Consider the following 26,614-nt stretch of genomic DNA (forward strand, 5'->3'; position numbering starts at 1 on the left):
TCCTTCCGTGTGCACGCGGACGGGGCGCCCCGTTCCTGTGGTGGGGCGTGGCCGGGCGGGTGTCCGGATCCCCGGGATGTCCAGTTACGCGGGGGACTTCGGCACGTCCGGTGGGTCCGGACAGGGGGCGGGATAGCGGGCCGGGTTCGGGCGGATCGGTGGGTGGGCGACGTGCAGCAGGAACATGTAGGTGATGACTTCCGCCACCCAGCGGTGGAAGGTCATGAGCGCGTTGAACTGGCGCCGGGGATAGCGGCCGGTGAACGCCAGGATTCCGGCGGGGCAGGTGAAGAGCACGATCACTGCGACCACCAGCGTCAGGAACGCCGAGAGCCCGCCGAGCCACCACAGGAGCCGGAAGGCGAGGAAGAAGAGGACGATCAGGGTGTAGTGCGGGGCCGCGCGCAGCCATGACACCACCAGCGCCGGGCCGCGCGGCAGCCACTGCGGGTAGGGGATGTACAGGCGGGCCGGGTAGTCGGGTACGGCGCCGAGGCTGAAGGGCGGATAGCGGTCGGTGGCCAGTGCCGCGTACGAGTAGAAGGCCACCCGCCAGGTCCAGCGCAGTACGCCGGTGGTGAAGCGGAACAGTACGGGTGGATAGCGCCCGGTGCAGAAGACCGCGAAGGACGCGATCACGCTGGCGACAAGGAAGGAGATCCACAGGAGGACCAGTGCGATGTGGTGGGGGAAGAGCAGCAGCCATTTCACCAGCCAGAGCCAGCGGGACAGGGGCTCGTCCAGTTCTCCTTCGAGCCGGACCGGCCGGTACACCGCCGCGATCGTCGCCATGACGGTCAGCTCCTTCCCGCCAGGGTGGCCGATACCGTCGAACGGCTGCGCGTCCACGCCTGAGGGCGCTGGGAAGGGCTTCGATGACCTGGTCCGGTCGGGCCGCCGTGGCGCGGCGAGACGGGCCGGGAACCCGTCCCAGGGCCGCTCGTTCCCTTCCAGAGTAGGCACCTTCCGGTGCGGCGGCGATGGCACCCGTATCCGCCCCGTATCCGCCCCGCATACGCACCCGCCCTGCATACGCACCTGCCCCGCACCCGCCCCGCGTCCGCCCCGCATACGCACCCGCCCCATATCCCGGCGGTACGTCAGCCGGTGTACTCCGCCGTGCTCGGCGCGGTGTTGTTCCCCTGGTCCGGGCCGGTCTTCGGACAGGTCTTCCGGTCCGGACCGGTCGTCGGACAGGACTTCCCCTCCGGACCGGTCGTTGGATCGCGGGCGGTACGGAGACCGACCCCTGGTCACCCTCGGCCCGCTTGTCACCGAGGGCGGGCGGGGGCCTACGCGCGGCCGTCCGGGGCCGCGTCCCGGCCCAGGCCAGCGTCCGGGCCCAGGCCGGCGTCCGGTTCCAGTCCGGCGCCCGGGTCCGATCCCGCCGCCGGTCCCAGGTTCGGTCCCAGATCCGGGCCCAGATCCGGACCCGGTTCGGCCCCCGCGGCGGAGCGCGTCCCCAGCCAGTCGTCGAGTTCCGCGCGTACGCGGCGGTCCATGGCCATCGAGAGTTCCGCCTCGACGACTCCCTTGGCGAGGGGGCGGAGGTTCTCGATGGTTTCGGTGATGCGGTCGACCGCGTCGGCGCAGGGGGGCGCGTCGGCGGCGGTGCGCTGGAGGACGTCGGGCAGGACGTGGGTGCGGATGAGGGTGGTGAAGATGTCGGCGAGGGCGTCGGCGTGGGAGCGGACCGCGCGGCCCGCCTCCAGGACGGCGGTGAGCGGGACGCCCTGGGCGATGAGGTCGGTGGAGGCGTCCAGCAGGCGGCGGCTGATGTGGACGAACTCGTTGCCGTCGACGCCGAGATAGCCGATGTCCAGGGAGGTGGCGAGGTTCTCGGCGGTGATCTCGTCACGGAAGTGGTCGGCGAGTTCCTCGGGGGTCAGGCGGACCGGGGTCTCCTCCGACCAGGGCGGGACGATCGTGCTGTCCAGGCCGAGCAGTTCGCCGACGTCCCGGCCGCTCTCGAAGGCGGCGAGGAGTTCGGCGATGCCGCCGAGGTTGTGACCGCGCTCCAGGAGGCCGGCGATGGTGCGCAGCCGGGCGAGATGGTGCTCGTTGTACCAGGCGATCCGGCCCTCGCGGCGCGGTGCGGCGATGAGTTTGCGCTCGCGGTAGAAGCGCAGCGTACGGACCGTGATGCCGGCTTCCGCGGCCAGTTCGGCCATCCGGAACTCACGCTTTCCGGGTTCGTCGTTCGCGTGCTCGTTCGCTGCCACCCGCTCACCCTATGCCGGGGGCATGGGGCAGGACGGGGAGGCGGGACGGGCGGGTAACTTCCCGGCGCACGCCCCCTACCGCTGGGTACGGAGCTGCCCTACGCTCCCACCGTGCCAGTGATTGCTGGCGCGATTGGGGCGAGTCGTCCGGGAGGCAGCGGCATGACCGAGCGCGAGCATGTGCGGGTGGCGGTGATCGGATCGGGGTTCGGCGGCCTGGGGGCGGCCGTACGCCTGCGCCGCCAGGGCATCACCGACTTCGTGATCCTGGAGCGGGCCGGTTCGGTGGGCGGCACCTGGCGGGACAACGACTATCCGGGGTGCGCATGCGATGTGCCCTCGCACCTCTACTCGTTCTCCTTCGCGCCCAACCCGGACTGGCCGCGCAACTTCTCCGGGCAGCCGCACATCCGCGCGTACCTGGAGCGGGTCACCGACACCTTCGGGCTCCGCCCGCATCTGCGCTTCCACGCCGAGGTGCGCGGTCTGCGGTGGTGCAACGACGCGCTGCACTGGGAGATCGACACCGCGCGCGGTCCGCTGACCGCGGAGGTGGTGGTCTCCGCGACCGGACCGCTGTCCGACCCCAAGATCCCCGACGTGCCGGGTTTGGACACCTTCCCCGGCAAGGTCTTCCACTCCGCGCGCTGGGACCACGACTTCGACCTGCGCGGCAAGCGGGTCGCGATGATAGGCACCGGCGCCTCGGCGATACAGATCGTGCCGGCCATCCAGCCGGAGGTGGGCCGGCTCACCCTCTTCCAGCGCACCCCCGCCTGGGTGCTGCCGCGCGCCGACCGGGAGATCAGCGCGGCCGAGCGCTGGCTGCACACCCATGTCCCGGCCACCCGCGCCGCGCGCCGCGGTCTGCTGTGGGGCATCCGGGAACTCCAGGTCAGCGCCTTCACCAAGCGCCCCGACGAGCTGGGCCTGGTCGAGTTCGTGGCCAAGAGCCATCTGAAGAAGGCCGTCAAGGACCCGGGGCTGCGCGCCCGGCTCACCCCCGACTACCGCATCGGCTGCAAGCGCATCCTGCTCTCCAACACCTACTATCCGGCGCTCGTCCAGCCCAATGTGGACGTGGTCGCGGCGGGGCTGGCCGAGGTGCGGGGGAATGTGCTGATCGGCTCCGACGGGAGCGAGACCGAGGCCGACGCCATCGTCTTCGGCACCGGTTTCCGGGTCACGGACCTGCCGATCGCGCACCGCGTCACCGGCGCCCACGGTACGACGCTGGCCGAGGAGTGGCGGGACGGGATGGAATCGCTGCGCGGCGCCACCGCGGCCGGATTCCCCAACTTCCTCACCATCATCGGCCCCAACACCGGTCTCGGGAACAGCTCGATGATCCTGATGATCGAGTCCCAGCTGAACTACCTGGCCGACTTCATGCGTCAACTCGACGTCCTCGGCGGCCGGATGGCGCTCAGTGCCCGCCCGTCCGCCGTACAGGAGTGGACCCGCCGCATTCAGCGGCGGATGGCGCGCGCGGTGTGGACCACCGGCGGCTGCGACAGCTGGTACCTGGACGCCCACGGGCGCAACACCACCGCCTGGCCGGGGACGACCTCGGAGTTCCGGAAGGTGACCCGGCAGGTCGATCTCGCCGAGTACGAGGTGCTGCGGGTCCCGGCCGCCCGGACCGGCGGGGGGACGCCCGAGCGGACTACCGGCGGAACCGCGGACGGGAACCCCGGCGTGAAGGTGGACGGGCCCGGAGGCGGGCCCGCTGAGGGGTCCGCGGGGAAGGCCGCGGGCCAGAGCGAGGAGGTGGCCGTATGAGCCGGTTGACGCATAGGGCGGGCGGGGCGTACGTGCCGCCGGTGCCGCGCGAGAAGCTGATGGTGACCTCCGCCGACGGGGCCCGGCTGTATGCCGAGATCCACGGGCCCCAGGGCGCCCCCGCCGTCGTCCTGGCGCACGGCTGGACCTGCTCCACCGCCTTCTGGGCGCCGGTCGTCCGCGACCTCGCCGCCGACCACCGGGTGATCCTCTACGACCAGCGCGGCCACGGCCGCACCCCGGCCGTACGGCCCGGCGGCTACGGCACCGGCGCGCTCGCCGACGACCTGGTCGCCGTCCTGGAGGCGACGCTGGGGACCGGTGAGCGCGCCGTCCTGGGCGGCCACTCCCTGGGCGGGATGACGCTGATGGCCGCCGCCGGCCGGCCGCAGCTGCGCGCGCGGGCCGCCGCCGCGCTGCTGTGCAGCACCGGCAGCGCCGGACTTGCCACCGAATCGCGGGTGGTCCCGCTGAGCCATCCCGGCCTCCGCCGCCGGGTGCACCGGGCGATGCTCGGCTCGCGGGCCCCGCTCGGACCGGTCACACCGTTGGGCAAGCGGATCCTGCGGTACGTCACGATGGGCGCCGGTGCCACCGCCGAGCAGCTCGAAGCCTGCGCGCGGATCGTGCACGCCTGCCCGCCCGTCGTCCGGTCCCACTGGGGCAAGGTGCTGTACCGTCTCGAACTGACCGGCGGTGCCGCCCGGTTGGACGTGCCGACCGCCGTCCTCGCGGGCACCGCCGACCGGCTCACCCCCCTCGTGCACGCCCGCCGGCTGGTCTCCGTACTCCCCGACTGCCGCGGGCTGACCGTGCTGCCCGGCCTGGGGCATATGACACCGCTGGAGGATCCGGGCGCGGTCGCCGGCCTCCTGCGCGAACTCGTCCAGGAGCATCTGGCCCCCCGCGCCGAGGTCCCGGCCCCGCAGGGTGAGCGGACCCCCCAGCAGAAGCAGCACAAGCAGCAGAAGCAGTCACAGCAGTCGGAGCCGTCGGAGCGGCAGAAGAAGGAGAAGGCGGCATGAGCGGACACCGGAGCCTGGACGGACAGGTCGTGGTCGTCACCGGCGCGGCCCGCGGGGTCGGCGCACTGCTGGCCCGCAAGCTGTCGGCGCGCGGGGCCACACTGGCGCTGGTCGGCCTGGAGCCGGCCGAACTGGCCGCCGTCGCGGCCTCGTTGCACGGCCCGGCGCACCACTGGCACGCCGATGTCACCGACCACGAGGCGATGGCGCGGGTCGCGGACGAGGTCAAGGACCGCTTCGGGAAGGTCGATGTGGTGGTCGCCAACGCCGGAGTGGCGACCGGCGGCCCCTTCATGGGCTCCGACCCGGTCGCCTGGCGGCGGGTCATCGAGGTCAATCTCATCGGCGGCGCGGTCACCGGCCGCGCCTTCCTGCCCGCACTGATGGCGTCCCGCGGCTACTTCCTCCAGATCGCCTCGCTGGCCGCGATCACCCCGGCCCCGATGATGACCGCGTACTGCGCGTCCAAGTCCGGCGTCGAGGCGTTCGCGCACAGCCTGCGCGCCGAGGTCGGCCACAAGGGCGTACGGGTCGGCGTCGGCTATCTGAGCTGGACCGACACCGATATGGTGCGCGGCGCCGACCAGGAGGACATCATGCGCGAACTGCGCGCGCGGCTGCCCTGGCCGTCCAACAAGACCTATCCGCTGGGCCCGGCCGTCGACCGGATCGCGGCGGGCATCGAGCGCCGTTCCGCACATGTCTACGGGCAGTGGTGGCTGCGCGGGATGCAGTCGTTCCGCGGCGGTCTGCCGGCGGTCATCGGGACGGTGGGGCGGCGCGAGATGCGGCGGTTCGGTGACCGGGTCGACGGGCTGCGCGTCGGGCTGGTCGGCGCGGGCGGGGCGGCGGACGAGAAGGCGCGGGCGGCGCGGTAGCCGGACCCCGGCGGGCGGGGCGGCGGGCGGGTGGACGGGGCGGCGTGTCCCTCCGCCGCCCGCCCCCTGCACACCCCCGCCACACCCCCATCGCGCCCCTGTCCGCACCCCGCCACACGCCGTCCGGACCTCGGATCGTCACGGAGCGTGCCGGTCCGTGATCGAAGTGCGACGGATGTCTGTTCGTGTCAGGCTGGTCGAGGCTCGATCCCCCGCGTTCCGAAGCGGGATCTCCCCCCACCCACGAGGAGTGATCAGCATGGGCATCTCCGACCAGTTCAAGGACAAGGCCGACAAGCTCAAGAGCGAGGCGCAGAAGAAGAAGGACGACGCCGAGAAGGGCGGCCAGGACGCGTCCAAGGACCGTGGCGGGCAGGACCGCGACAAGGGTCAGGAGACGTTGGACGATGCCCAGGACCACCCCAAGGACTGACACATGGCGCGGCATGTCCTGAACCTCACGCGCTCACAGTGCGCGGCGCGTGAGCGAGGGGCGCATCCGGTGATCCGGGTGCGCCCCTCAGTATGTGCGGGCCCGGCCCGTGACTCCTGCGTACGGGCCGGGGGTGCCGCTGTGGCTCAGGCGCCGCGCGGCGGGAGCGGCGGCCGGTGGCGGTCGGGGACGTCCGAGAGGTCCGGCGGGGTCGCGGCCGGATGGCGTTCCAGCAGGTCCAGGGCGGTGCGGACGGCGACGCCGAGCTGGGGGTGGCGCCCCTCGGCCCAGTGCAGCGGGGAGCGCAGCGCCTCGATGTCGGCCTCGACGCCGTGGTTCTCCACGCCCCAGCCGTAGAGCCGGAACCAGGCGGCGTTCATCGGCACGGTGATCGTGGTGCCGTCCCCGAGCCGGTGCCGGCCGGTCATCCCGACCACCCCGCCCCAGGTGCGCATGCCGACCACCGGGCCGATGCCCTGGAGCTTGAAGGCCGCGGTGATCATGTCGCCGTCGGAGGACGTCATCTCGTCGGCGACCGCGACGACCGGGCCGCGCGGCGCGTTGCTCGCGTACGACACCGGCTGGGCGTCGCGGGTCAGGTCCCAGCCCAGGATCGTCCGGGTCAGCTTCTCGATCACCAGCTCGGAGATGTTGCCGCCCGCGTTGCCCCGTACGTCCACGATCAGTGCGGGCCGGGAGACCTCCATCCGCAGATCGCGGTTGAACTGGGCCCAACCGGAGCCGCCCATGTCCGGGATGTGCAGATAGCCGCAGCGGCCGCCGCTCAACTCCCGGACGACGGCCCGGCGTTTGGCCACCCAGTCCTGGTAGCGCAGCGGCCGTTCGTCGATCAGCGGGACCACCGCGACCCGGCGGGCCGGCGGGCCGCCGTCGGCCGGTGCGAAGGTCAGCTCCACGGTGGTGCCGCCCGCCGCCGCCAGCAGCGGGTACGGCCCGGCCACCGGATCGACCCGGCGGCCGTCCACATGGGTGAGCGCGGCGCCCTCGCGGATGCCCGTACCGGCCAGCGGGGAGCGCGCCCGGGAGTCCGAGGAGTCGCCGGGCAGGATCCGCCGCACCACCCAACGGCCGTCCCGGCAGACGAAGTTGGCGCCGAGCAGGCCCATCGCGCGCTGGTAGTGCGGCGGGCCCTCGTTGCGCCGGGCGCCGGTGACGTAGGCGTGCGAGGTGCCGAGTTCGCCCAGGACCTCGCGCAGCAGATCGGCGAACTCGTCGGGGGAGGCGATCCGGTCGAGCAGCGGGCGGTACTGCGCCAGCACCGCGTCCCAGTCGATACCGCACATCCCCGGCTCCCAGAAGTACGCCCGGACGATCCGGCCGGCCTCGTCGTACGCCTGGTGCCACTCGGCCTCGGGGTGCACATCGTGCAGGATGCGCCGCAGGTCCAGGTAGACCGTCGAATCGCTGTCCGGCGGTTCGGTCGCCGGTACCGCGCGCAGCTCGCCCTCGTCGTTGACGACCAGCCGGGTGCCGTCGCCGCTCGGCGAGAACCCGTCGAGGGAGCTGGTGAGTTCGGTGCGCCGGGCCTTGGTCAGATCGAAGTGTTCGAGGGTCGGCTTGCCCGAGGTGTTGTCGGGGTTGGCGAACGTCTCGCCCAGCGCACCGGAGATCGGCCAGCGCAGCCAGACCAGACCGCCGCCGCTGACCGGGCACAGGGAGGAGTACTTGGACGCCGCGACGGGGAACGGGGTGACCCGGTCGGGCAGCCCCTCCACCTCCACCAGCACCGGACCCTCACCGGCCGGCGGGTTCTCCGCCGGGTCCAGCCCGCCCGCCGCGGGCCGCCCCTCCGGCGACAGTGCGAAGGGGGACGGCGTCGCGGAGGACAGCGGTACGAGATACGGGCGGCAGCCCAGCGGGAAGGACAGGTCGCCGGTGTGCACGTCGTAGACCGGGTCGAAACCGCGCCAGGACAGGAACGCCAGATAGCGGCCGTCCCGGGTGAAGACCGGCTGCTCGTCCTCGAAGCGGCCGTTGGTGACATCGACGATGGCGCGGTCCGCCAGCCGGGCCATCTTGATCTCCCGCAGCGAGCGGCCGATGCCGGGGTGCGACCAGGTCAGCCAGTGCGAGTCGGGGGAGAAGGCGAGGTCGCGGACCGGGCCGTTGACGGACCGGATCAGCTCGGTGACCTGGCCTTCGTCCGGGTCGGCGGTGGTCGCCTCGGTCCCGGGGCCGTCCGCCGTGGTGGTGCGCGCCGTGGCCGCGCCGGCCATCTCCGCGTCCGCCATGGCCTCCTGGGCGGCCGGCTCCTCCGCCGCCGCCAACTCCGCCACGGTGGGCGCGTCCTCCGGGCGGGTCACGTCCACCAGCAGCAGCCGGCCGTCGTGCGAGGCCACCGCGAGCCGTTCGCCGTCCGGTGAGGAGACCATCTCGTGGACCCGGCCCAGCTTCCCGGCCGCCAGCCGGCGCGGTTCGCCCGCACTGCCGGCCCGGGGCAGATCGGCGATCTCGATCGTGTCGTCGCCCTCGGCGTCGGTGATGTACGCGATCCGGCCGGTGGAGCCGAGCATCTCGGGCAGCCGGACCCGGACGCCGGGGATGTCGTGGATCGTACGGGCCGGGCCGTCGCGGTGGGTGAGCCAGTACAGGCTGCCGCGGACGCCCACCGCGCTGGCCCGGCCGGTGGCGTCCACCGCGAGCGAGGTGACGTGCGAGGCCGCCGGGACCTGGTAGGTACGGCGGCCGGCCCGCGGACCGCCCAGCCGCACCGCCAGCTTGCGCGGCCGGGCCTGCGCGCCCAGGTCCTCGACCAGCCAGAGGTCACCGGCGCACTGGTAGACGATGCGGGAGCCGTCGGTCGAGGCGTGCCGGGCGTAGAAGTCGGCGTGGTCGGTGTGCCGCCGCAGATCCGTGCCGTCCGGCAGGCAGGAGTAGACGTTGCCGACGCCCTCGTGGTCGGAGAGGAACGCGATCCGGCCGCCGACGAACATCACCGCATCGAGATGCCCGTACAGATCCGGCAGCAGCCGGGTGCCGTGCAGCCACAGCCGGCCCATCGCGCCGCCCCGGTAGCGCTTCCAGGCGGCGGGTTCGTGCGGCGGTTTGCCGGCCAGCAGCAGGGTGCGGTGTTCGCCCGGGTGACCGGACGCGGGGCCGTGGCCCGCCGCGAGGGTGTCCGCGGTGCCCCCGGCGCCCTCGGCGCTTTCGGCGCTTTCGGCGAGGGTGCCCATGTCGAAGGTGCCGCCCTCGAAGTCCGCGACGGCGATATCGGCGACCGGGCCCCAGGGCAGCCGGCGGCCGGGGCTGCCGTCCGTCGGCAGGCTGTAGGCCCAGGAGTAATAGGAGAACGGCTGGCCGTGCGAGGAGACGGCGAGGATCTGCGCGGTGCCGTCCTCGCCGGGCGGCGTCCAGCCGCAGACCCGGGCGTCCGAGCTGCCCCAGTAGGTCAGCCGCCGGGCCGGTCCGCCGTCGACCGGCGTGAGATGGACCTCCGGGTCCAGGCTGCGCCAGGTCGTGAAGGCGATCTGCCGGCCGTCGGGGGAGAAGCGGGGGTGGCCGACGCGGGTACGGTCCACGGTCAGCCGCCAGGCGCGGCCGGGTTCCTCGCCGGCGGGGGCGATCGGGGCCACCCAGAGGTCGTCCTCGGCCGCGAAGCAGAGGCTGTCGCCGTGCAGATGCGGGAAACGCAGATAGGAGGCGGGCGGCGGGCCCGGCGGAGCGGGCATTCTGCGCAGCCGTCCACGGTGTGCGGTGGGGTGCGGCTCCGGGGGCTGCCCGGCGGTCTCGCGTGCGTCGCTCACACCCCCCATCGTTTCGGGACGGGCACCCCGCGGCAACTCGGCCTCGTGACGCAGGTCACGTACCGAGTGACGCACACCACGCACCGGAGCCCTATCGAAACGTTGTCGTTTCGCTGGGGGCGGGGGTACGTTCGTGGGGTTCGCGGGATTCATATGGTTCGCGGCGGTACGAAACCGTTTCGTCCGCTACCGCCCCGTCGCTCCCGTTAACGGTCCCCGTCGTTCGTCGCCGCGCCGGGCCGCCTCGCGCGGCGCCGCCCCCCGTTGTCCCTCCAGGAGGTATGCGTCATGGGTCGCAGCCGGCTGACGCCCGAGCGGGCCGCCGAGCTCTACGGCGCCGTACTCGATCTGCTGCGCGAGGTCGGCTACGACGCGCTGACCATGGACGCCGTCGCGGCCCGTACGCACGCCAGCAAGGCCACCCTCTACCGCCAGTGGCAGGGCAAACCGGAACTGGTCGCCACCGCGCTGCGGCAGACCAAGCCGGTCACCACCCAGGACATCGACACCGGCAGCGTGCGCGGCGACTTCGCCGAGTGGGTGCGGCGCGCCGACGACCGCCAGCTGGCCCGGGACTCCGCGCTGATGCGGGGACTCGGCCAGGCCGTGCACCGCAACCCCGATCTGCACCAGGCGCTCCGCGAGGTCCTCTTCGACCCCGAGGTGACCGGGCTGCGAGCGATGCTGCGCCGTGGCATCGACCGCGGCGAGATCGCCCCGGACCGCCCCGCGCTGGAGTTCGCCCCGCACCTGCTGACCGGCGCGTTCCTCGCCCGGCAGCTCATCGAGGGCCGCAGCGCCGACGCCGCGTTCCTCTCCGCCTATGTGGACGCCGTGGTCTTCCCCGCCCTCGGCGTCTGACCCCGGCGCCCCTTCCTTCCGCCATCGAGGCCGTCGGCCGACCGCTGACGACCTCCCAGACCTCCGGGCCCGCCGAGCGAGCGGAGCGGCGCCCCGGAGCCGGCGCCCGCCCGTGGGGACGGAGCGGCGCGCGAAACGGGCCCGGCGACGGCCTCCGTGGGAACGGGGGCCGACGCCGGGCCCCGTCGCGCATGCTCAGCCGCGTGGGCTGTGCCGTGTCCCGTCCGCCCGCGCCGGACGTCTGCTTATCCGTGCGGCCAGGTAGCCCTGCCGCAGGGTCAGCAGCGCCCACAGACCGCCGACCGCCGCGAGCCAGCGGGCGTGCAGCAGCGCGGCGCCGGTGAGCAGCGCGGCGGTGACCACGAGGTCCACGGCGGTCACCGAGGCATCCCGTACCCACTGCGCCTTCCGGTCCATCGCCGCGCCCTCACGTTCGGTGCCCCGCCGGTACAACGACGGCCGGGCCGATCCGGTGGGCGCGTGGTGCGAGGTGCAGGCGGATGGCGGTACGGGCTCCCCGGACAGCCTCTGGTGCCCGGATCGCGCGGTGGCGCGACACGCAAGCCGGGCGCCGCCGCGGGCGGCCGGGCCGGGAGACGATGCCCGGCGAGGACCCAGTGGCGGCCGACTTCCCGGGAGAGGCGAGCGATGGGCGGTGGACGGAGCGGTGACCGTGGCAGGGGCACGGCCGGGGCGGTGGGGCAGCCGAACCTGCTCGCACCGGCGGACGTCCCCGCGCTGTCCGCGCGGTTCTGGGCGCTGGTGGTGGCCACGGGGGTGCTGGCGGGGCTCGCGGGCGCCGCCCTGATGGCGCTGCTGTACGCGTCGGCCCACCTCACGTACGCCTACCGGTCGGGGAGTTTCCTGGCCGCGGTCGAACAGGCCGGTGCGGTGCGCCGGGTGGTGGCGCTGGCCGCCGCCGGGGCGGTGGCCGGGATCGGCTGGTGGCTGCTGCGGTGGTGGACGGGGCCCGGTGGTTCGGAGGTGAGCACGGCGCTGTGGCGGGACGAGGGACGCCTGCCGCTGCGGCGGAGTCTGGGCACCGCGGTGTTGTCCGTGGTGATCGTGGGCATGGGGGCGTCGCTGGGGCGGGAGGCGGCGCCGCGGCTGGCCGGTGCGGCGCTCGCCTCCCGGCTGTGCGACTGGGCCCGGATCGACACCGCGCACCGCAGACTGCTGGCCGCCTGCGGTGCCGGCGCCGGGATGGCCTGTGTGTACAACGTCCCGCTGGGCGGGGCGCTGCTGACCCTGGAGGTGATGCTCGGCGTCCTGTCGCTGCGGCTGGCCCTGCCCGCCCTGGCCACGTCCGGTATCGCCACCGCGGTCTCCTGGACCGTGCTGCCGACCGGGCCCACCTACCAGCTGCCCGAAGTGCCGCTCTCCGCCTCGCTGACCGTGTTCGCCGTACTGCTCGGCCCGCTCGCCGGGCTGGTCTCGGTCGGCTGGGTGCGGATGATCCGGATCGCGCACGAGCACCGGCCGACGGGGTGGCGGCTGGTGGTCGCGCCCGTGCTGGTGTTCACCGCGGTCGGCGCGCTGGCCGTCCCGTATCCGCAACTGCTCGGCAACGGCAAGGACATCGTCCAGCTCACCCTCGGCGCACAGCTCGCCGCCCCGGCACTGGTGGCGCTGCTCTTCCTCAAACCGATCGCCACCGCCGGGAGCCTGGGCAGCGGGGCCAGCGGCGGGCTCTTCACGCCCACCCTCGCCGTCGGCGCCCTGCTCGGCTCCCTCGCCGGGCAGGGCTGGACCCACGCCTGGCCGGGACCGGCCGCCGGCTTCGCGGTCATCGGCGCCGCCGCCGTCCTCGCCGCCGCCATGCAGGCGCCCGTCGCAGCCATCGTCCTGATGCTGGAACTCACCCGCACCGTCGACGCCCTGATGGTCCCGCTGCTCTTCGCGGTCACCGGCGCCATGCTCGTCTCCCGCAGACTCGACACCCCGTCCATCTACTCCGTACGGCTCCCCGCGCAGTGACCCCGGGCGCACGGCTCCCCGCAGGGTGCGGAGAACGGGGGGAGCCGTCCCGCCGGTTCACTCCCCGGCCCGGAACCTCGCGTACAGATCGCGGTCGCGCCAGGAGTCGGAGAACGCGTCCAGCATCGCTTCGTGGAGCCGGAGGTGGCTGACGTTTCCCCCGGGGGCGGAGATCCGGCTCGCGATCGCTTCCGCCACCGCGGGCCACCGCAGTTCGTGCATGGTGAAGGAGATCAATTCGACGACGCCTTCCCGCATCGAATCGAGCAGGGCGACGAGTTCCGTCTCGCATTGCGGCCGCAGGCCGGGATTCCGTTGCAGCAGCGCGAGCGCACGCTCCAGGTCCTGTTCAAGGGCCTCGACCCCGCAGGAATTCTCGGCGGTATCCAGGACATCGTGAACGATGCCCCGAAAGCGTGTGACCGGGTCAGCAGCCGGGCTTTCCCCAGGCGGCGTTGTACTTCCCATCGGCGTGGAGACCATTTCTGTTGAATGCGTCGACGGCGGCCTTCTGTGCGCGGGCTCCGTAGGGCCGGTAGTGCCCGGACTTGTTGTCGAGATACACCACCTGGCCGCCCTTGGTCTTGAACTCGCCCGCGGCCAGCACCGGCTTGCCTCCGGCGAGGTTCACATGCCCCGCCGTCCGCTTGCCGATGACGAGGTCGCCGTTCTCCAGCACCACGTACAGGTAGTTCCCGGACCGGGCCAGCGCGAAGTCGGGCGGAATCGGTTTGAACCAGTCGGGCTTGTCCTCCGGAATCCGGTTCGGGAAGGAGCCCGGGTCGTCATCGCCGTCGAGGACGAGGGCTGACGCACCGCGCGCCAGCGCATAGGACGCGTGGAATCCGCCGACCGGGAGGCGGGCGCCGGAGGGTGAGCCCTGAGACTTCGGACAGCCCGTGTTGTCGCGTTCCCGCTTCACCTTCTCCACGAGCTTCTCGACCTCGGTCGTCGCCAGTGCGCGCGCCGTTATCAGCCAGCGGGCGTCATACGGGATGCGGTACTGGACCGGGCGGCCGCCATTCGCCCGGGAGCGGGCCTGGGCATCGGCCTTCTTCTGGGCGTCGATCGAGGTGAAGACCGGGCCGGCGCCCGGATTGGAGCACGACAGGTTGCCGGAGACGCTGGTGCCGGTGACGGCGAAGGAGCCGGGCGGGCTGGTGCACTGACCTGCGGGTCTGCCGTCGATCCGGAAGGAGGCGGTCATCACGGCGGTGACGGTGCCGCCCGTCAGGCGGCTCTTCGCACCGGTGGTGAGCTGACCGGCGACGCCGCTGCTGGCGGTGCACCCGCCCGAGCCGCACTGCACGGTTCCGGAGCCGCTGAGGGCGAGGGATACGCCGCTGTCGGTGGCGTTGCCGAGTTCCGCCGTCTGCTTCTCCAGGGTGCTGAACATCGGCTCGACGGCGCCGCCGGTGACCGGGGTCAGGTCCATGCCCGGGGAATCGCCGCCCAGGAGAGGGCCTTCGGCCACCGCGGGGACCGCTGACGGAGCCGCACGGGAACTCCGCGCCGCCGCCGGCCTCATCCGCGCCGAGACCGGCCGTGCCGATCCGGCGGAGGGTCCGGCCGACCGGGACGGCCCGGAGGGCTCCAGGCGCAGCACGCGGTAGGGCTTCTGCCGGGTGATGAGCAGACGGCCCGCCGAGGTGTCCGCCGCGAGGGCCGGGGTGCCGTTCACCATGAGGGGGTGCTGGGCCGATGCGCCGGGCGCCGGTGCGTCGGACGCCTCGTCCAAGGCGTCCGAGAGCTGCATCGCCAGCACGGCCGGGGACGGTCTGCGCGCGGCCGCCTCCGCCGCCGGGCCGGCGGCGCCCTCGTCCCCGGCGGCCCAGGTGCGCGCACCGCTCTCCCCGGGCCCGGCCGGCCGGCGGGTGAAGGTCTTGCCGCCCACGTGCAGGATCTCGCGGTCGGGCGTCCCGCCGTCGCCCGTGGTGCCGTAGCGGCTGCCGGCGGCGGTGACGGTGATGTCCTGCTTCGTGCGGCCGGCGCCGGCGGAGTCCTGGTAGCGCAGACCGGGGGCCGTGGCGAGCTCGGCCAGGGCCTGCTGGAACGGCTCCAGGTTCTGCTTCGCCACCGGCTCGTCCGGGCCGGAGCCGCTGTTCCAGACCAGCAGCCCGGCCACCAGCGCCAGGAGCAGCGCTCCGACCCCGCCGAAGAGGAGGAACCGCCCGCGCCGCCCCGAGGGCAGCGGCCCCGCCCCGCCACCGGCCGGTGCCGGGGGAGGGGGCCCGTACGGGAGGCCGTCCGGGGGTGCGTACCGGGGCTGCGGTGGCGGCCCGAAGTCACTCGGGGGCGGCCCGAAGTCACTCGGGGGCGGCCCGAAGTCGCTCGGAGGCGGGCCGAACGCGCCCGGAGGCGGACCGAACGGGCCGGCCCCCGGCGGTCCTTGCGGGCCTCCTGGCGGCGGTCCTTGTGGTGGCCACTGGCCGTCCGGGCGCGCCGGCTCCGTCATGAAAACCCCCGTACCTCGTCGATATCGCCACAGCGACGCGATCACGCCACCCGCGCGGCTCGCCGCCCCAACTGCATGGCCGGGAACGGCCGTTCACGGCGGCCTGTTCCGAGGCTCAGGGAAACAGTCTGTATCCGCCACCCAATGACGCACAGCGGGTTTCCGGACATCCGGGGCGGTGCCGGGTATCGCGGATGCCCCGGGCCTCGTCGGCCGCCCGGCCCGTCAACCGGGCTCGCCATCAAGGGCGGAGGGACGCTTTCCGCCGTTCGGCTCTACGGTCCGGCGCGCCGCCGAGGGCGGAGGGACCTGGCGCCACCGCGCTCCCGGTGGCCACGCACGGTGAAGGAGCGCCGGACCCGCCCGGCGAATACCCGACGGCCGATAACGCGAGGTCGCCGGTCTCGCACCCCCACGGGAAGCGTCCGAACATGCCGCGGCCCCGGCCGATGAGATCCAGCCGGGGCCGCGAGGTGAGCGTGCGAACGCTGCGCCGCTCAAGTAAAGGTGTGGCGGCGCGCTCGGACGAGGTGCCGCGCAAAGGAAGTGAAGCGCCGTTCAGGTGAGGCGCGGTGCAGCGATCAGACGAAGTAGAGGCGTTCGAGCTCGTCGCTGTCCGCCGACCTCGTGTACAGGGTGCCGCCCTCCTGTATGACCTTCTCCAGGTAGGCGTAGATCTGAAGAGACCGATTGATGGTGTCGGTCTTGGTGTCGCCGGTGAGCTTGACGGCCTGGTCGAGGGCCGCGGCTGCCTTGGGCGCCAGGTTGACGGTGACGCGCACCGGTCCGGCGCTCTGCCCGACGCGGGCGGTCGCCCCCGAGTGAGAAGTGGACATCTGAGGTCCCCCCTTGAACTGGTCCATCCGGGCGATCTGGCACGACCAGAGCCCCAGGACTTCTAAGTCTGGCGGATCCGCCCTGCGATGTCAATCAGACGTATGTATCGATAGCAGCTAACGTATGCATGATGCCCATACGAAGCGCGGCTCGCACCCTCGTTCCGTACCTGCCGTGTCAGGGTTGGGTAACAGTCATGTGCGCTTTGAAACAACCTGGTTGGAGCGCCGAACGGTGACCGATAACGTCGTTTCATGGGGACGACCAGGCACCTCAACCTCAGCGATGAACGGCCCAGCAACCGCGCGGAGGCGCTCGTCCTGCGGGAAAGCACCGGGCTCACCTTCGAATGGTCGATCGGCCCTGTCAAAGGCAAGGGCAGCGCCACCACCGAGACCCACCCGACCTCACCGTCCGCCATCGGCATCGGAATGCTGCTGCTCGCCCTCGGCAGCAGCATCCCGGGCGTACTGCTCACCCTGGCCAACCAGGCGATCCACGCCCCTGCCGTACTGATCGCCGTGGCGGCGATCCTGCTGTTCCTGGTGGTCTTCGCCACCGGGGCCCTGCTGATCCTGCGCGGCGGACCGGCCCTGCGGCCCGCCGCCGAACCCGCGGCCCTCCCCGACGAGGACCCGTCGGCCGGCCGGACCACCGCCTGAGTCAGGACGGGCGGCACCGCGGGGGCGAACGGGGTCCGGATCGCCGATGGCACGGCCGGTCCGTTTGCTCCACGGCGGTGCGCACCTCGCGCCCGGCGGCGTGTGCCGCTTCTCGTGCGGCCGGTGGCCGGCCCCCTACGGCCGACCGCCGGCCCGCAGAGACGTCGCCGTAGCGGCGGTCAGCGCCCGGTGGCGGAGCGGCGGCGGGCCGCGACGACCAGGCCCGCACCGGCGCCGAGGGCCACGGCGGCGCCGCCGATCACCCACGGGGTGGCGGATCCGGCGCCGGTCGAGGCGAGTTCGGTGCTGCCGCCGGCGGGGGCGACGGCGTTCGGGGAGGCCACGGCGGCGGGCTCGGCGGCGTCCGCACCGCCGGACCCCCGCCGGTCACCGCCGGCGGCCGGCTTCTCGCCCGTGCGGCCGTCCTTGTCCCGCTCGTCCTTCCGGTCCGGCCGGTCCTGCTCGCTCTTCTGGCCCGTCTCGCCCTTCTGGCCCTGCTCGGTCTTCTTGTCCGTGCCGCCGTCGTGGCTCTTGACCGGGGCGGGCTTGTTCTTGGCGGCTTCCTCGGCGGCCTTGTCCTTGGCGCGGGCCTCGTACTGGCCGGCTTCGAGGAAGTTCCGGATGTCTTCGCGGGTGCCCCTCAGCGCCTTGATACCGGCCGCTCGCACCTCGGGGCCGCCGAAGTTGATGATCTGGGCCACGCGTACCCGGTTGTCGATCGCGCGTGCCTCGTACTGGCCGACTTCCAGGAAGTGGCGGACGTCCTCCGCGGTGCCGTCGAGTGCCTTCTCCGCCGCTTCCCGGACTCCCGGGCCGCTGTTCTTGTCGGAGAGTATCTGCGAGACGGCTACCCGGTCATCGACCACCGACGAGGCCGTTCCCTGCGCGGCCTTGTCCGGCTTCGCGTCCGGTGCCCGGTCGGGCGCGGAGTGGGCGGGGGACCGGTCGCCGTCGGCGGCGACCGCCGGGGAGGAGAACAGCACGGCCGGTGCGATCGCGGCGGCCGCGACGGCGGCGGAAATACGGGACAACTTCATGCGCAACACCTGCTTTTCATAAGGAAGGGCTAAAAAACCTCCGTTAGCGTATGCCGGTCCTGACGTTCCCTCGATTACTTATTCGCACTCCGGCCCCGGACCGTCGATGACCCGGGTGACGCGTAACGGGAACCGCCCGCCGTCGGCTGACGCCCCGCTGCGGGGCCGCCGGCCGGGACGCTGTGATGAACCCCACGGGCCGTGGACCTGGTCACCAGCACTGATCCGCGCGATGCACCATTGATGGGTCATCGAACGCGACGGATGAGTGGGAAGCAGGAATCAGTGGTGGACGTCCAGGGCACGGTGGAGGACGGCTTCGAGCCGGTCCGGGACGCCTTCGCGGCCAACTTCGCGCAGCGCGGTGAACGGGGCGCGGCCGTCGCCGTGTACCGGCACGGGCGGAAGGTCGTCGATCTGTGGGGCGGCACCAAGCACGGGGACGGCGGCGGTGACGCCTACCCCGGCGGTCCCGTGACGGGCGGCGCCCACGCGGTGCCCGCGCCCTGGGAGGCGGACACCGCGCAGGTGATCCGCTCCGCGACCAAGGGCGTCGCGGCGGTCGTCCCGCTCCTGCTGCACCAGCGCGGGCTGCTCGACCTGGACGCGCCGGTCGGCACGTACTGGCCCGAGTTCAAGGCCGCGGGCAAGGACCGCGTCCTGGTCCGCCACCTCCTCTCGCACCGCGCCGGACTGCCCGTCCTGGACACCCCGCTCACCCCCGCCCAGGCCATCGACGGGGTCAGCGGCCCGGCCGCGCTCGCCGCCCAGGCCCCCGCCTGGACCCCCGGCGCCGACCACGGCTACCACGCGCAGACCTACAGCTGGCTGCTCGGCGAACTGGTGCGGCGGGTCACCGGGCGCACCCTCGGCACCTGGTTCGCCGACGAGATCGCGGGCCCGCTCGGCCTCGACCTGTGGATCGGGCTCCCGGCGGCGCTCCGGTCCCGCGTCGGCCGGCTCGCCGAGATCGCGACACCGGTTCCGCCCGCCGCCTCCGGCCTGCGGGTACGGCCCAAGCGCGCGGTCGCCGACGCGTACCGCGACCCGGCCTCGCTCACCAACCGCGCCTTCGGCGCCATCGCCCCGCCCCCCGACGAGAACGACCCCGCCTACCGCGCCGCCGAACTCCCCGCCTCGGCCGGTATCGCCACGGCCCGTTCCCTGGCCCGCTGTTACGCCGCCCTGATCGGCCCCGTCGACGGCCGGCCGCGCCTCTTCGCGCCCGCGACGCTGACGCTCGCCCGCACCGAGGAGTCCGCCGGGCCCGACCGCACCCTCGTCGTCAACACCCGTTTCGGCCTGGGCTTCATGCTGCACGGACCGTCCTCGCCGCTGCTGGCCCCGGGCTCCTTCGGGCACCCGGGACGCGGTGGCGCCCTCGCCTTCGCCGACCCGGAGAGCGGGATCGCCTTCGGCTACCTCACCAACGGCATGCAGCGCAATGTGACGGCCGACCCGCGGCCGCAGGCGGTGGTACGGGCCCTGGCCGCCGCTTGCCACGCCGCCGGGTGACGCCGCGGGCCGTCTTCCGCTCGCCTCGTCCGCCCGGGTGGGCGGTCCTGGTCTCGGCCGGTGGGACTCGGCGGGAACGAGGGCAGGAGCCGGTCCCGGACCGGTCGTTCGGCAATCCGGGGAAGCGCCGGCGGGCGCTCATCGGCACCCGTGACCGGATCAACTCCTGGACGCAGGGCCATCCGGAGGACCACCGCTGGTCCGCGGACCGAGCGGCCCGCGGACCGAGCGGCCCGCGGACCGGGTGGCCGTCCGGCCGCCGCGCGGCCCGCGCGCACGTTCCGTCATGTTCCGGCCCGTTCGGCAACGCACTGTGCCGCCCCGCGGGCGGCGCCCCGCGAACCGTTCCGTAAACACCCCGCACGCCCGTTGCGGCCGCCGTGGGCGGGGCAGACTGCAACGGATGAGGCAGGCGGGGTCACCCGGAAACCACGGCGAAGGGGCGGAGTCATGCGGCGGTTCGAGGGATACGGCGTACTGATCACCGGTGCGGGGCGGGGGATAGGGAAGGCCACCGCGCGGCGGCTGGCCGAGGAAGGGGCCCGGGTACTCGTCACCGATGTGGACGGGGCGCGGGCCGAGCACGCGGCCGCGGGGATCCGGGCGGCGGGCGGCGACGCCGAGGCGATGGCCTGCGATGTGGGGGACCGGGCCGCCGTGGAGGCGGCCGTCGGCCATGCGGTGCGGCGGTTCGGCGGACTGGACGTGCTGGTCAACAACGCCTTCAGCTGCCATCCCGACACCCCGCTGTTCGAGGACGAGTCGGACGAGGACTGGGCGGCGGATCTGGACATCACGCTGGGCGGCGCCTTCCGCTGCGCGCGGGCCGCGCTGCCGCATCTGGCCGCCGCGGGCGGCCGGGGCGCGATCGTCAACATCGGTTCGGTCAACGGCATCCAGGACTTCGGCAACCACGCCTACAGCGCGGCCAAGGCGGGCCTGGCCAGCCTGACCCGGACGCTCTCCGGCCGGGCCGCGCCGCGCGGCGTACGGGTCAACCTCGTCGCACCGGGCACGGTCGCCACCCCCAACTGGGACGGCCGGGAGGACGAGTTGCGGCGGGCGGCGGACGCCTATCCGCTGGGCCGGGTCGGGCGGCCGGCGGACATCGCCGCGGCGGTCGCCTATCTGGCCTCCACGGACGCGGCCTGGGTCACCGGGATCACCCTGCCGGTGGACGGCGGGGTGCTGGTCGCCAACACGGAGCTGCGCAAGTCGCTGCGGGGCGGGTGAGGGGAGCGGCGGCCGTACACGGGGCGCTCACGCACCGGGCGCCCCGCGTACTCCGCGCGTCCTCGGTCGCCCCGGGCTGTTCGCTTTCTCGGCCGCCCCGCCCGTCTCACCCCGTGTGCAGCATCAGCCCGATGCCCACCACCATCAGGCCCGCGGCGGCGATCCGTGGCGCGCCGAAGCGTTCCTTGAAGAAGAGGGCTCCGATGGCGGCGCCGACGATGATCGAGGACTCGCGGAGCGCCGCGATGGGGGCGAGCGGGGCGCGGGTCTGGGCCCACAGCACCAGACCGTAGGCGAAGACCGACAGGGCGCCACCGGCCAGGCCGCGCAGCGCGACCGGGCGGAGCTGGGCGGCCAGTTCGCGGCGCCGGGTGGCGAGGGCGTACACGGGGATCGCCACGCCTTCGAGGATCATCAGCCAGGCGATATAGCCGAGCGAGGTACCCGAGGCGCGTACCCCGAGGCCGTCCACGGTGGTGTACGAGGCGATCGACAGGCCGGTGGCGACGGCGGCGGCGATGGCCGGCCAGCGGGACGGGGCGTCGGGGCGGGCGGCGGAGCCGCGGATGCCCCACAGGGCGACGCCGAGCAGACCCGCCGAGGCCAGCGCGACGCCGGACAGCGCCCAGGCGTCCGGGATCTCGTGGACGAAGACGGCGGCGAGGACCGTGACGGCCAGTGGCGCGGTGCCGCGGGCGATCGGGTACATCTGGCCGAACTCGCCCAGCCGGAAGGACTGCATCAGCAGCACCTGGTAGACGACGTGCAGCACGGCGGAGCCCAGCAGATAGGGCCAGGCCGCGGCGGCCGGCAGCGGGACGAAACCGGCCAGCAGGGCGCCGCAGACCGCACCGCCGCCGCCGACGAGGGTGAAGGCGAGGAGCTGGTCGCGTATGCCGTGGGCGATCGCGTTCCAGCTGGCGTGGGTGAGCGCGGCGATCAGGACCGCCGCGACGACGAGGGGCGTCACGCGGTGCGCTCGCGCACGTCCACCACACGGCCCTCGGCGTACGTGATCAGGGACTTGGGGGCGAGCGGGAAGACGGTGTGCGGGGTGCCGGCGGCGGCCCAGACCGTGCCGTGCGCCAGGAGCCCCCGGTCGGCCAGGACGCGGGTGCGGGTGCGGTGGCCGAAGGGCGGTACGCCGCCGATGGCGTAACCGGTGGTCTCCCGTACGACCTCGGCGTTCGCCCGGCCGACCTTCGTGGCGCCCAGCTCGGCGCGGACCCGTGCCACATCGACCCGGGAGGCGCCGTCCATCAGGACCAGCACCGGTTCGCCGTCCGCCGCGAAGATCAGCGACTTGACGATCTGGGCGAGGTCGCAGCCGATCGCGGCGGCGGCCTCGGCGGCGGTGCGGGTGGCTTCGGGGAAACGCCGGACCTCGACGGTCAGCCCCAGGTCCGCGAGCGCCTCGGCGAAGCGGGGATGGGCCGCGGAGGCCGGGGGCTGCGGGGTGGCGGCGTCGGACGCGGAATCGCTCATGGCCCGCACGCTAGCGAAAGTTGTACGGGCCATGCGACCGGAATCCGTCCGGGGCGGGCCGAAGTCCGGGCCGGGTCGGGACCGGGGTGGGACCGGGGCGGGTGCCCGCGCACCCGCCCGCCCGCCGCGGTCGGTCCGCCGCCGGTCCGCCCTCGTCAGCTCGCGGTGAGGATGGCGCGGACCACCGGGCCCGCGTTGGAGCCGCCGTGGCCGCTCGCCGGGACGACGGCCGCCGCGGCGACATCGTCGCGGTAGGCGGTGAACCAGGCGTTGGGCTTGTCCTGGTTGTCGACCTCCGCGGAACCCGTCTTGGCGCCGATGTCACCACCGATCCCGGCCATCGCCTCGGCGCCCGTACCGGACGTCGCGGTCAGCCGCATCAGCGACTTCAGCCCGGCCGCCGTCTCCGGCTTCATGGCGCCCGGGGCCTTGGCGAGCGTCCGGTTGTCCAGCGACGGTGCGACGAGGTACGGCTGGTGGAAGGAGCCCGCGCGGACCGTCGCGGCGAGCGAGGCGACCGTCAGCGGGTTCATCCGCACCCCGCCCTGGCCGATCAGCGAGGCCGCCATCTGCGCGTCGTGCTGCACCGGCACCGCGCCGTCGAAGGTGGGGATGCCGGTCTGCCAGTTCAGGCCGATGCCGAAGACGTCCCGCGCCTCCTTCGTCAGATCGTCGTCGGCGAGCTTCTCGGCCTGCGAGATGAAGGCGTTGTTGCAGGACGCGGCGAAGCTCTGCGCGAAGGTGCCGCTCTTGATCTCGGACTTGTTGAGGTTCTGGAACTTCCAGCCGCCGACCGTGACGTACTGGGGGCACGGGTGCGGCTTGTCCGGCGCGGTCAGGCCCTTGTCCAGCAGCAGCGCCGCCGTCACGACCTTCATCGTCGAGCCGGGGGCCAGCGATCCCTGGGCGGCGACGTTGAAGCCCTTCTCGGGGGAGTTGGCGAGCGCCAGGATCTCCCCGGTGCTGGGTCTGACCGCCGCCGCGGACGCCGAACTCTTGCCCTTGACGGCCTTCTCGGCCGCCGCCTGGAGCCGGGCGTCCAGGGTCGTCTTGAGGACGCCGGGGGTGCCCTTGGCGAGCACCTTCAGCGTCTTGTCCGGCTGCTGCCCGTTCGCCTCGGCGCTCTTGGCCCGGTGGATGTACAGCTCCACGCCCGGTTTGCCGTCGGTCTTGTCGCCGTACTTGCTCCGCAGGCTCTCCAGCACCCCGGCCAGCGCCGGATGCGCCTCGGGGGTCAGCTCGGTGCCGTTGCGGTCCACGGCCTTGATCGGCGGCGCCTCGGCCTCGCCGGTACGGAGCGTGTCGCCCTTGCCCAGACCGGGGTACAGGGCCGCCGGCTGCCAGGCGACCCGCGGCTCACCGGTGGTCTTGTCGCGCTGTACGCGCACCGAAGTGCCGTACGAGAACGGTGCCTTGGCGCCCTTGAAGCCGATCTCGGCGGCGACGGTGTACGGCACCTTGTCGCCGGCCGGCGCGCCGGGGGTCAGCCGCACCTTCGAGAACCGCGCCTGCTTGGCGAAGTCCGCCAGCGCGCCCTTGGCGGTGTCGGGGCTGTCGGTCAGCCCGGCGGCCTTCGCGGTGTCGCCGGACTGCCAGGCGGTGAGGAACTGCTGCGCCGTCGTGTGGACTTCGTCGGCGGTCAGCGGGCCGGTCGGCACCTGGGGCACCTGGTCGCCCGCCTTGGTGTCCGCCGCCCGGACCGCCTGCGGCGATGTGTCGTCCGAGCCGCCGAACAGGGTGATTCCGCCGACAACTCCCGCGACCAGGGCCGCCGATCCGCCGATCAGCCCGTACTTCACCTCACGGCGCATGGCACCGATCCCCTCCCAGATCCTCGCCCTCGGATACGTACACAAGAGCGTGTGTCGCACTCTATGGGACAGGGGGGAAGCCGTGCGTCTCGATCCGGGCACGGTCCGGTGACGTACTGTCGCCCGGAGTGACGTGACACCGGCCGGGGTGCGGGCCGCCTCGCGCCCCGGCCGGAGCCGTCCCGGGCCCGCGTGCGCGCGCCCCCGACCGCCGTACGCGGGGCCCCCGTCAGGCGCCGACGTACGCCGCGAGGTGCTCACCGGTGAGGGTGGAGCGGGCGGCCACGAGGTCGGCGGGGGTGCCCTCGAAGACGATCCGGCCGCCGTCGTGGCCGGCGCCGGGACCGAGGTCGATGATCCAGTCGGCGTGTGCCATCACCGCCTGGTGGTGCTCGACGACGATGACCGACTTGCCGGCGTCGACGAGCCGGTCGAGCAGGCCGAGCAGCTGCTCGACATCGGCGAGATGCAGACCGGCGGTCGGCTCGTCGAGGACGTAGACCCCGCCCTTCTCGGCCAGGTGCGTGGCCAGTTTGAGCCGCTGCCGCTCGCCGCCGGACAGCGTGGTGAGCGGCTGGCCGAGGCCGAGGTAGCCGAGCCCGACATCGGTGAGCCGGGCCAGGATGCGGTGCGCGGCCGGTATCCGTGCCTCACCGGCGCCGAAGAACTCCGCGGCCTCGGTCACCGGCATCGCGAGCACCTCGCTGATGTCGCGGCCGCCGAGGCGGTACTCCAGCACCGCCTCCTGGAACCGCTTCCCCTCGCACTCCTCGCAGGTGGTGGCGGTACCCGCCATCATCGCCAGGTCGGTGTGGACGACGCCGACGCCGTTGCAACCGGGGCAGGCGCCCTCGGAGTTGGCGCTGAACAGCGCCGGTTTCACGCCGTTGGCCTTCGCGAACGCCTTGCGGACCGGGTCGAGCAGCCCGGTGTACGTCGCCGGGTTGCTCCGCCGCGAACCGCGGATCGGGCTCTGGTCGACCGACACCACGTCCGCACCGGCGGCCCCCGATCGCCGGCCCAGCGACCCGTGCACGAGCGAACTCTTGCCGGAGCCGGCGACGCCCGTGACGACGGTCAGCACCCCGAGCGGGATGTCGACGTCGACATCCCGCAGGTTGTGCGCCGTCGCGCCGCGGACCGGAAGGTGGCCGGTGGGTGTCCGCACCGTCTCCTTGAGGGCGGCCCGGTCGTCGAAATGACGGCCGGTGAGAGTGCCGCCGGCCCGCAGACCCGCGACGGTGCCCTCGAAGCAGACGGTGCCGCCCGCCGTCCCCGCGCCGGGGCCGAGGTCGACGACGTGGTCGGCGATCGCGATCGTCTCCGGCTTGTGCTCCACGACGAGCACCGTGTTGCCCTTGTCGCGCAGCCGCAGCAGCAGACTGTGCATCCGCTGGATGTCATGGGGGTGCAGACCGATGGTCGGCTCGTCGAAGACATAGGTGGTGTCGGTGAGCGAGGAGCCGAGGTGGCGGATCATCTTGACGCGCTGTGCCTCGCCACCCGAGAGCGTGCCCGCCGGCCGGTCGAGGGAGAGGTAGCCCAGCCCGATCTCCACGAACGAGTCGAGGGTCTGCCGCAGCGCGGTGAGCAGCGGCGCCACCGACGGCTCGGCGAGACCGCGGACCCATGCGGCCAGGTCGCTGATCTGCATCGCGCAGGCGTCCGCGATACCGATCTCCTGGATCTTCGACGAGCGGGCGGCCTCGCTGAGGCGGGTGCCGCCGCAGTCGGGGCAGGACGTGAAGGTGACCGCCCGGTCGACGAACTCCCGGATGTGCGGCTGCATGCCCTCCCGGTCCTTGGCGAGCAGCGACTTCTGTATCCGCGGGAGCAGACCCTCGTAGGTCATGTTGATGCCCGCGATCTTCATCCTGGTCGGCTCGCGGTGGAGGAAGTCGTGCAGCTCCTTCTTCGTGTACTTGCGGATCGGCTTGTCCGGGTCGTAGAAGCCCGATTCGCCGTAGAGCCGGTAGTTCCAGCCGCCCGCCTTGTAGCCGGGGACGGTGAGCGCGCCCTCGGCGAGCGATTTGGTGTCGTCGTAGAGCTGGGTGAGGTCGAGGTCGGAGACCGTGCCGCGGCCTTCGCAGCGCGGACACATGCCGCCGGTGCGGTGGAAGGTCGCCTTCACGGCCTTGGCGGTACCGCGCTCGACGGTGATCGCGCCGCTCGCCCGGACCGAGGGGACGTTGAAGGCGTACGCGCCGGGCGGGCCGATGTGCGGCCGCCCGAGCCGGCTGAAGAGGATGCGCAGCATCGCGTTGGCGTCGGTGGCGGTGCCGACGGTGGAGCGGGGGTCGGCACCCAGCCGCTGCTGGTCGACGATGATCGCGGTCGTCAGCCCGTCGAGCACATCGACCTCGGGCCGCGCCAGCGTCGGCATGAAGCCCTGGACGAAGGCGCTGTAGGTCTCGTTGATCAGACGCTGCGACTCCGCGGCGATGGTGTGGAACACCAGCGAGCTCTTGCCCGATCCGGAGACGCCGGTGAACACCGTCAGCCGGCGCTTGGGTATCTCGACGCTGACATCCTTGAGGTTGTTCACGCGCGCGCCGTGCACGCGGATCAGACCGTGGCTGTCGGCGACGTGCGGCGCGGGCGCCTGCGGGTCCGTCCTCGTGGCTGTGCTCATCGTCT

The 26,614-nt window shown here is 73.3% G+C and carries 21 protein-coding genes; 9 read left to right on the forward strand and 12 right to left on the reverse strand.

The window, feature by feature from the left end; genetic code table 11:
• Positions 1-84: 84 nt before the first annotated feature.
• Positions 85-792, reverse strand: a complete 708-nt coding sequence (locus IH09_RS16305; RefSeq protein ID WP_052857129.1) for a DUF4389 domain-containing protein — start codon at positions 790-792, stop codon at positions 85-87.
• Between the two features lie 500 nt (positions 793-1,292).
• A complete protein-coding gene (locus IH09_RS16310) occupies positions 1,293-2,171 on the reverse strand; it encodes a MerR family transcriptional regulator (protein WP_094794443.1) in 879 nt (292 codons plus the stop codon).
• 213 nt (positions 2,172-2,384) lie between these two features.
• Between IH09_RS16310 and IH09_RS16315 the strand changes: the two genes are divergently transcribed.
• From IH09_RS16315 to IH09_RS39070, 4 genes are all read left to right on the forward strand, one after another.
• The gene (locus IH09_RS16315; RefSeq protein WP_110952348.1) at positions 2,385-4,004 is read left to right on the forward strand and encodes a flavin-containing monooxygenase; all 1,620 of its coding nucleotides are present in this window, start codon (positions 2,385-2,387) and stop codon (positions 4,002-4,004) included.
• The gene (locus tag IH09_RS16320) at positions 4,001-5,029 is read left to right on the forward strand and encodes an alpha/beta fold hydrolase (RefSeq protein ID WP_052856992.1); all 1,029 of its coding nucleotides are present in this window, start codon (positions 4,001-4,003) and stop codon (positions 5,027-5,029) included. Before IH09_RS16315 ends, IH09_RS16320 begins: the two co-directional genes overlap by 4 nt.
• The gene (locus tag IH09_RS16325) at positions 5,026-5,907 is read left to right on the forward strand and encodes an SDR family oxidoreductase (protein WP_052856993.1); all 882 of its coding nucleotides are present in this window, start codon (positions 5,026-5,028) and stop codon (positions 5,905-5,907) included. Before IH09_RS16320 ends, IH09_RS16325 begins: the two co-directional genes overlap by 4 nt.
• Positions 5,908-6,166: 259 nt before the next feature.
• A complete protein-coding gene (locus IH09_RS39070; protein ID WP_165484913.1) occupies positions 6,167-6,340 on the forward strand; it encodes a hypothetical protein in 174 nt (57 codons plus the stop codon).
• Between the two features lie 146 nt (positions 6,341-6,486).
• On the opposite strand, the gene IH09_RS16330 is transcribed toward IH09_RS39070, so the two are convergent.
• Positions 6,487-10,029, reverse strand: a complete 3,543-nt coding sequence (locus tag IH09_RS16330) for a S41 family peptidase (RefSeq protein ID WP_052856994.1) — start codon at positions 10,027-10,029, stop codon at positions 6,487-6,489.
• Between the two features lie 363 nt (positions 10,030-10,392).
• Between IH09_RS16330 and IH09_RS16335 the strand changes: the two genes are divergently transcribed.
• The gene (locus IH09_RS16335) at positions 10,393-10,965 is read left to right on the forward strand and encodes a TetR/AcrR family transcriptional regulator (RefSeq protein WP_052856995.1); all 573 of its coding nucleotides are present in this window, start codon (positions 10,393-10,395) and stop codon (positions 10,963-10,965) included.
• Between the two features lie 195 nt (positions 10,966-11,160).
• On the opposite strand, the gene IH09_RS16340 is transcribed toward IH09_RS16335, so the two are convergent.
• The gene (locus IH09_RS16340; RefSeq protein ID WP_052857130.1) at positions 11,161-11,382 is read right to left on the reverse strand and encodes a hypothetical protein; all 222 of its coding nucleotides are present in this window, start codon (positions 11,380-11,382) and stop codon (positions 11,161-11,163) included.
• 279 nt (positions 11,383-11,661) lie between these two features.
• On the opposite strand from IH09_RS16340, the gene IH09_RS16345 reads away from it, so the two are divergent.
• Positions 11,662-12,942: a chloride channel protein gene (locus IH09_RS16345; RefSeq protein WP_318279473.1), complete on the forward strand. Its 1,281-nt coding sequence runs from the start codon at positions 11,662-11,664 to the stop codon at positions 12,940-12,942.
• Positions 12,943-12,999: 57 nt separating this feature from the next.
• Here IH09_RS16345 and IH09_RS39075 read toward each other — a convergent pair whose 3' ends face one another.
• The 3 genes from IH09_RS39075 to IH09_RS16360 form a co-directional block, all read right to left on the reverse strand.
• Positions 13,000-13,425 (reverse strand): hypothetical protein, encoded by a 426-nt coding sequence (locus tag IH09_RS39075; protein ID WP_190233314.1) that lies wholly within the window; start codon positions 13,423-13,425, stop codon positions 13,000-13,002.
• The gene (locus tag IH09_RS39080; RefSeq protein WP_275126255.1) at positions 13,370-15,397 is read right to left on the reverse strand and encodes a hypothetical protein; all 2,028 of its coding nucleotides are present in this window, start codon (positions 15,395-15,397) and stop codon (positions 13,370-13,372) included. The genes IH09_RS39075 and IH09_RS39080 overlap by 56 nt, the downstream gene beginning before the upstream one ends.
• 581 nt (positions 15,398-15,978) lie before the next feature.
• Positions 15,979-16,233: a hypothetical protein gene (locus tag IH09_RS16360; RefSeq protein ID WP_052856999.1), complete on the reverse strand. Its 255-nt coding sequence runs from the start codon at positions 16,231-16,233 to the stop codon at positions 15,979-15,981.
• Between the two features lie 255 nt (positions 16,234-16,488).
• On the opposite strand from IH09_RS16360, the gene IH09_RS16365 reads away from it, so the two are divergent.
• On the forward strand, positions 16,489-16,896 hold the full coding sequence (locus IH09_RS16365; RefSeq protein ID WP_052857000.1) for a hypothetical protein: 408 nt from the start codon (positions 16,489-16,491) through the stop codon (positions 16,894-16,896).
• Between the two features lie 179 nt (positions 16,897-17,075).
• Here IH09_RS16365 and IH09_RS16370 read toward each other — a convergent pair whose 3' ends face one another.
• Positions 17,076-17,933 (reverse strand): ALF repeat-containing protein, encoded by an 858-nt coding sequence (locus IH09_RS16370; RefSeq protein ID WP_052857001.1) that lies wholly within the window; start codon positions 17,931-17,933, stop codon positions 17,076-17,078.
• A gap of 264 nt (positions 17,934-18,197) precedes the next feature.
• Here IH09_RS16370 and IH09_RS16375 point away from each other — a divergent pair, with 264 nt between their 5' ends.
• Both IH09_RS16375 and IH09_RS16380 read left to right on the forward strand, forming a co-directional pair.
• Entirely contained in the window at positions 18,198-19,448 is a 1,251-nt protein-coding gene (locus IH09_RS16375) for a serine hydrolase domain-containing protein (protein WP_131125680.1), read from the forward strand.
• A 450-nt stretch (positions 19,449-19,898) separates the two neighbouring features.
• On the forward strand, positions 19,899-20,681 hold the full coding sequence (locus tag IH09_RS16380; protein ID WP_052857003.1) for an SDR family NAD(P)-dependent oxidoreductase: 783 nt from the start codon (positions 19,899-19,901) through the stop codon (positions 20,679-20,681).
• 106 nt (positions 20,682-20,787) lie between these two features.
• On the opposite strand, the gene IH09_RS16385 is transcribed toward IH09_RS16380, so the two are convergent.
• The 4 genes from IH09_RS16385 to IH09_RS16400 all read right to left on the reverse strand — a co-directional run bounded on the left by IH09_RS16385 (position 20,788) and on the right by IH09_RS16400 (position 26,609).
• A complete protein-coding gene (locus tag IH09_RS16385) occupies positions 20,788-21,651 on the reverse strand; it encodes a DMT family transporter (protein WP_052857004.1) in 864 nt (287 codons plus the stop codon).
• Complete coding sequence (locus IH09_RS16390; protein WP_052857131.1) at positions 21,648-22,166, reverse strand: YbaK/EbsC family protein; 519 nt, start codon at positions 22,164-22,166, stop codon at positions 21,648-21,650. The genes IH09_RS16385 and IH09_RS16390 overlap by 4 nt, the downstream gene beginning before the upstream one ends.
• 155 nt (positions 22,167-22,321) lie before the next feature.
• Positions 22,322-23,977, reverse strand: a complete 1,656-nt coding sequence (locus IH09_RS16395; RefSeq protein WP_052857005.1) for a penicillin-binding transpeptidase domain-containing protein — start codon at positions 23,975-23,977, stop codon at positions 22,322-22,324.
• 229 nt (positions 23,978-24,206) lie between these two features.
• A complete protein-coding gene (locus tag IH09_RS16400) occupies positions 24,207-26,609 on the reverse strand; it encodes an ATP-binding cassette domain-containing protein (RefSeq protein ID WP_052857006.1) in 2,403 nt (800 codons plus the stop codon).
• Positions 26,610-26,614 lie beyond the last annotated feature (5 nt).

It is taken from the genome of Streptomyces celluloflavus (assembly GCA_000720995.1).
In the GTDB taxonomy this organism is placed as follows: Bacteria; Actinomycetota; Actinomycetes; order Streptomycetales; family Streptomycetaceae; genus Streptomyces; species Streptomyces celluloflavus.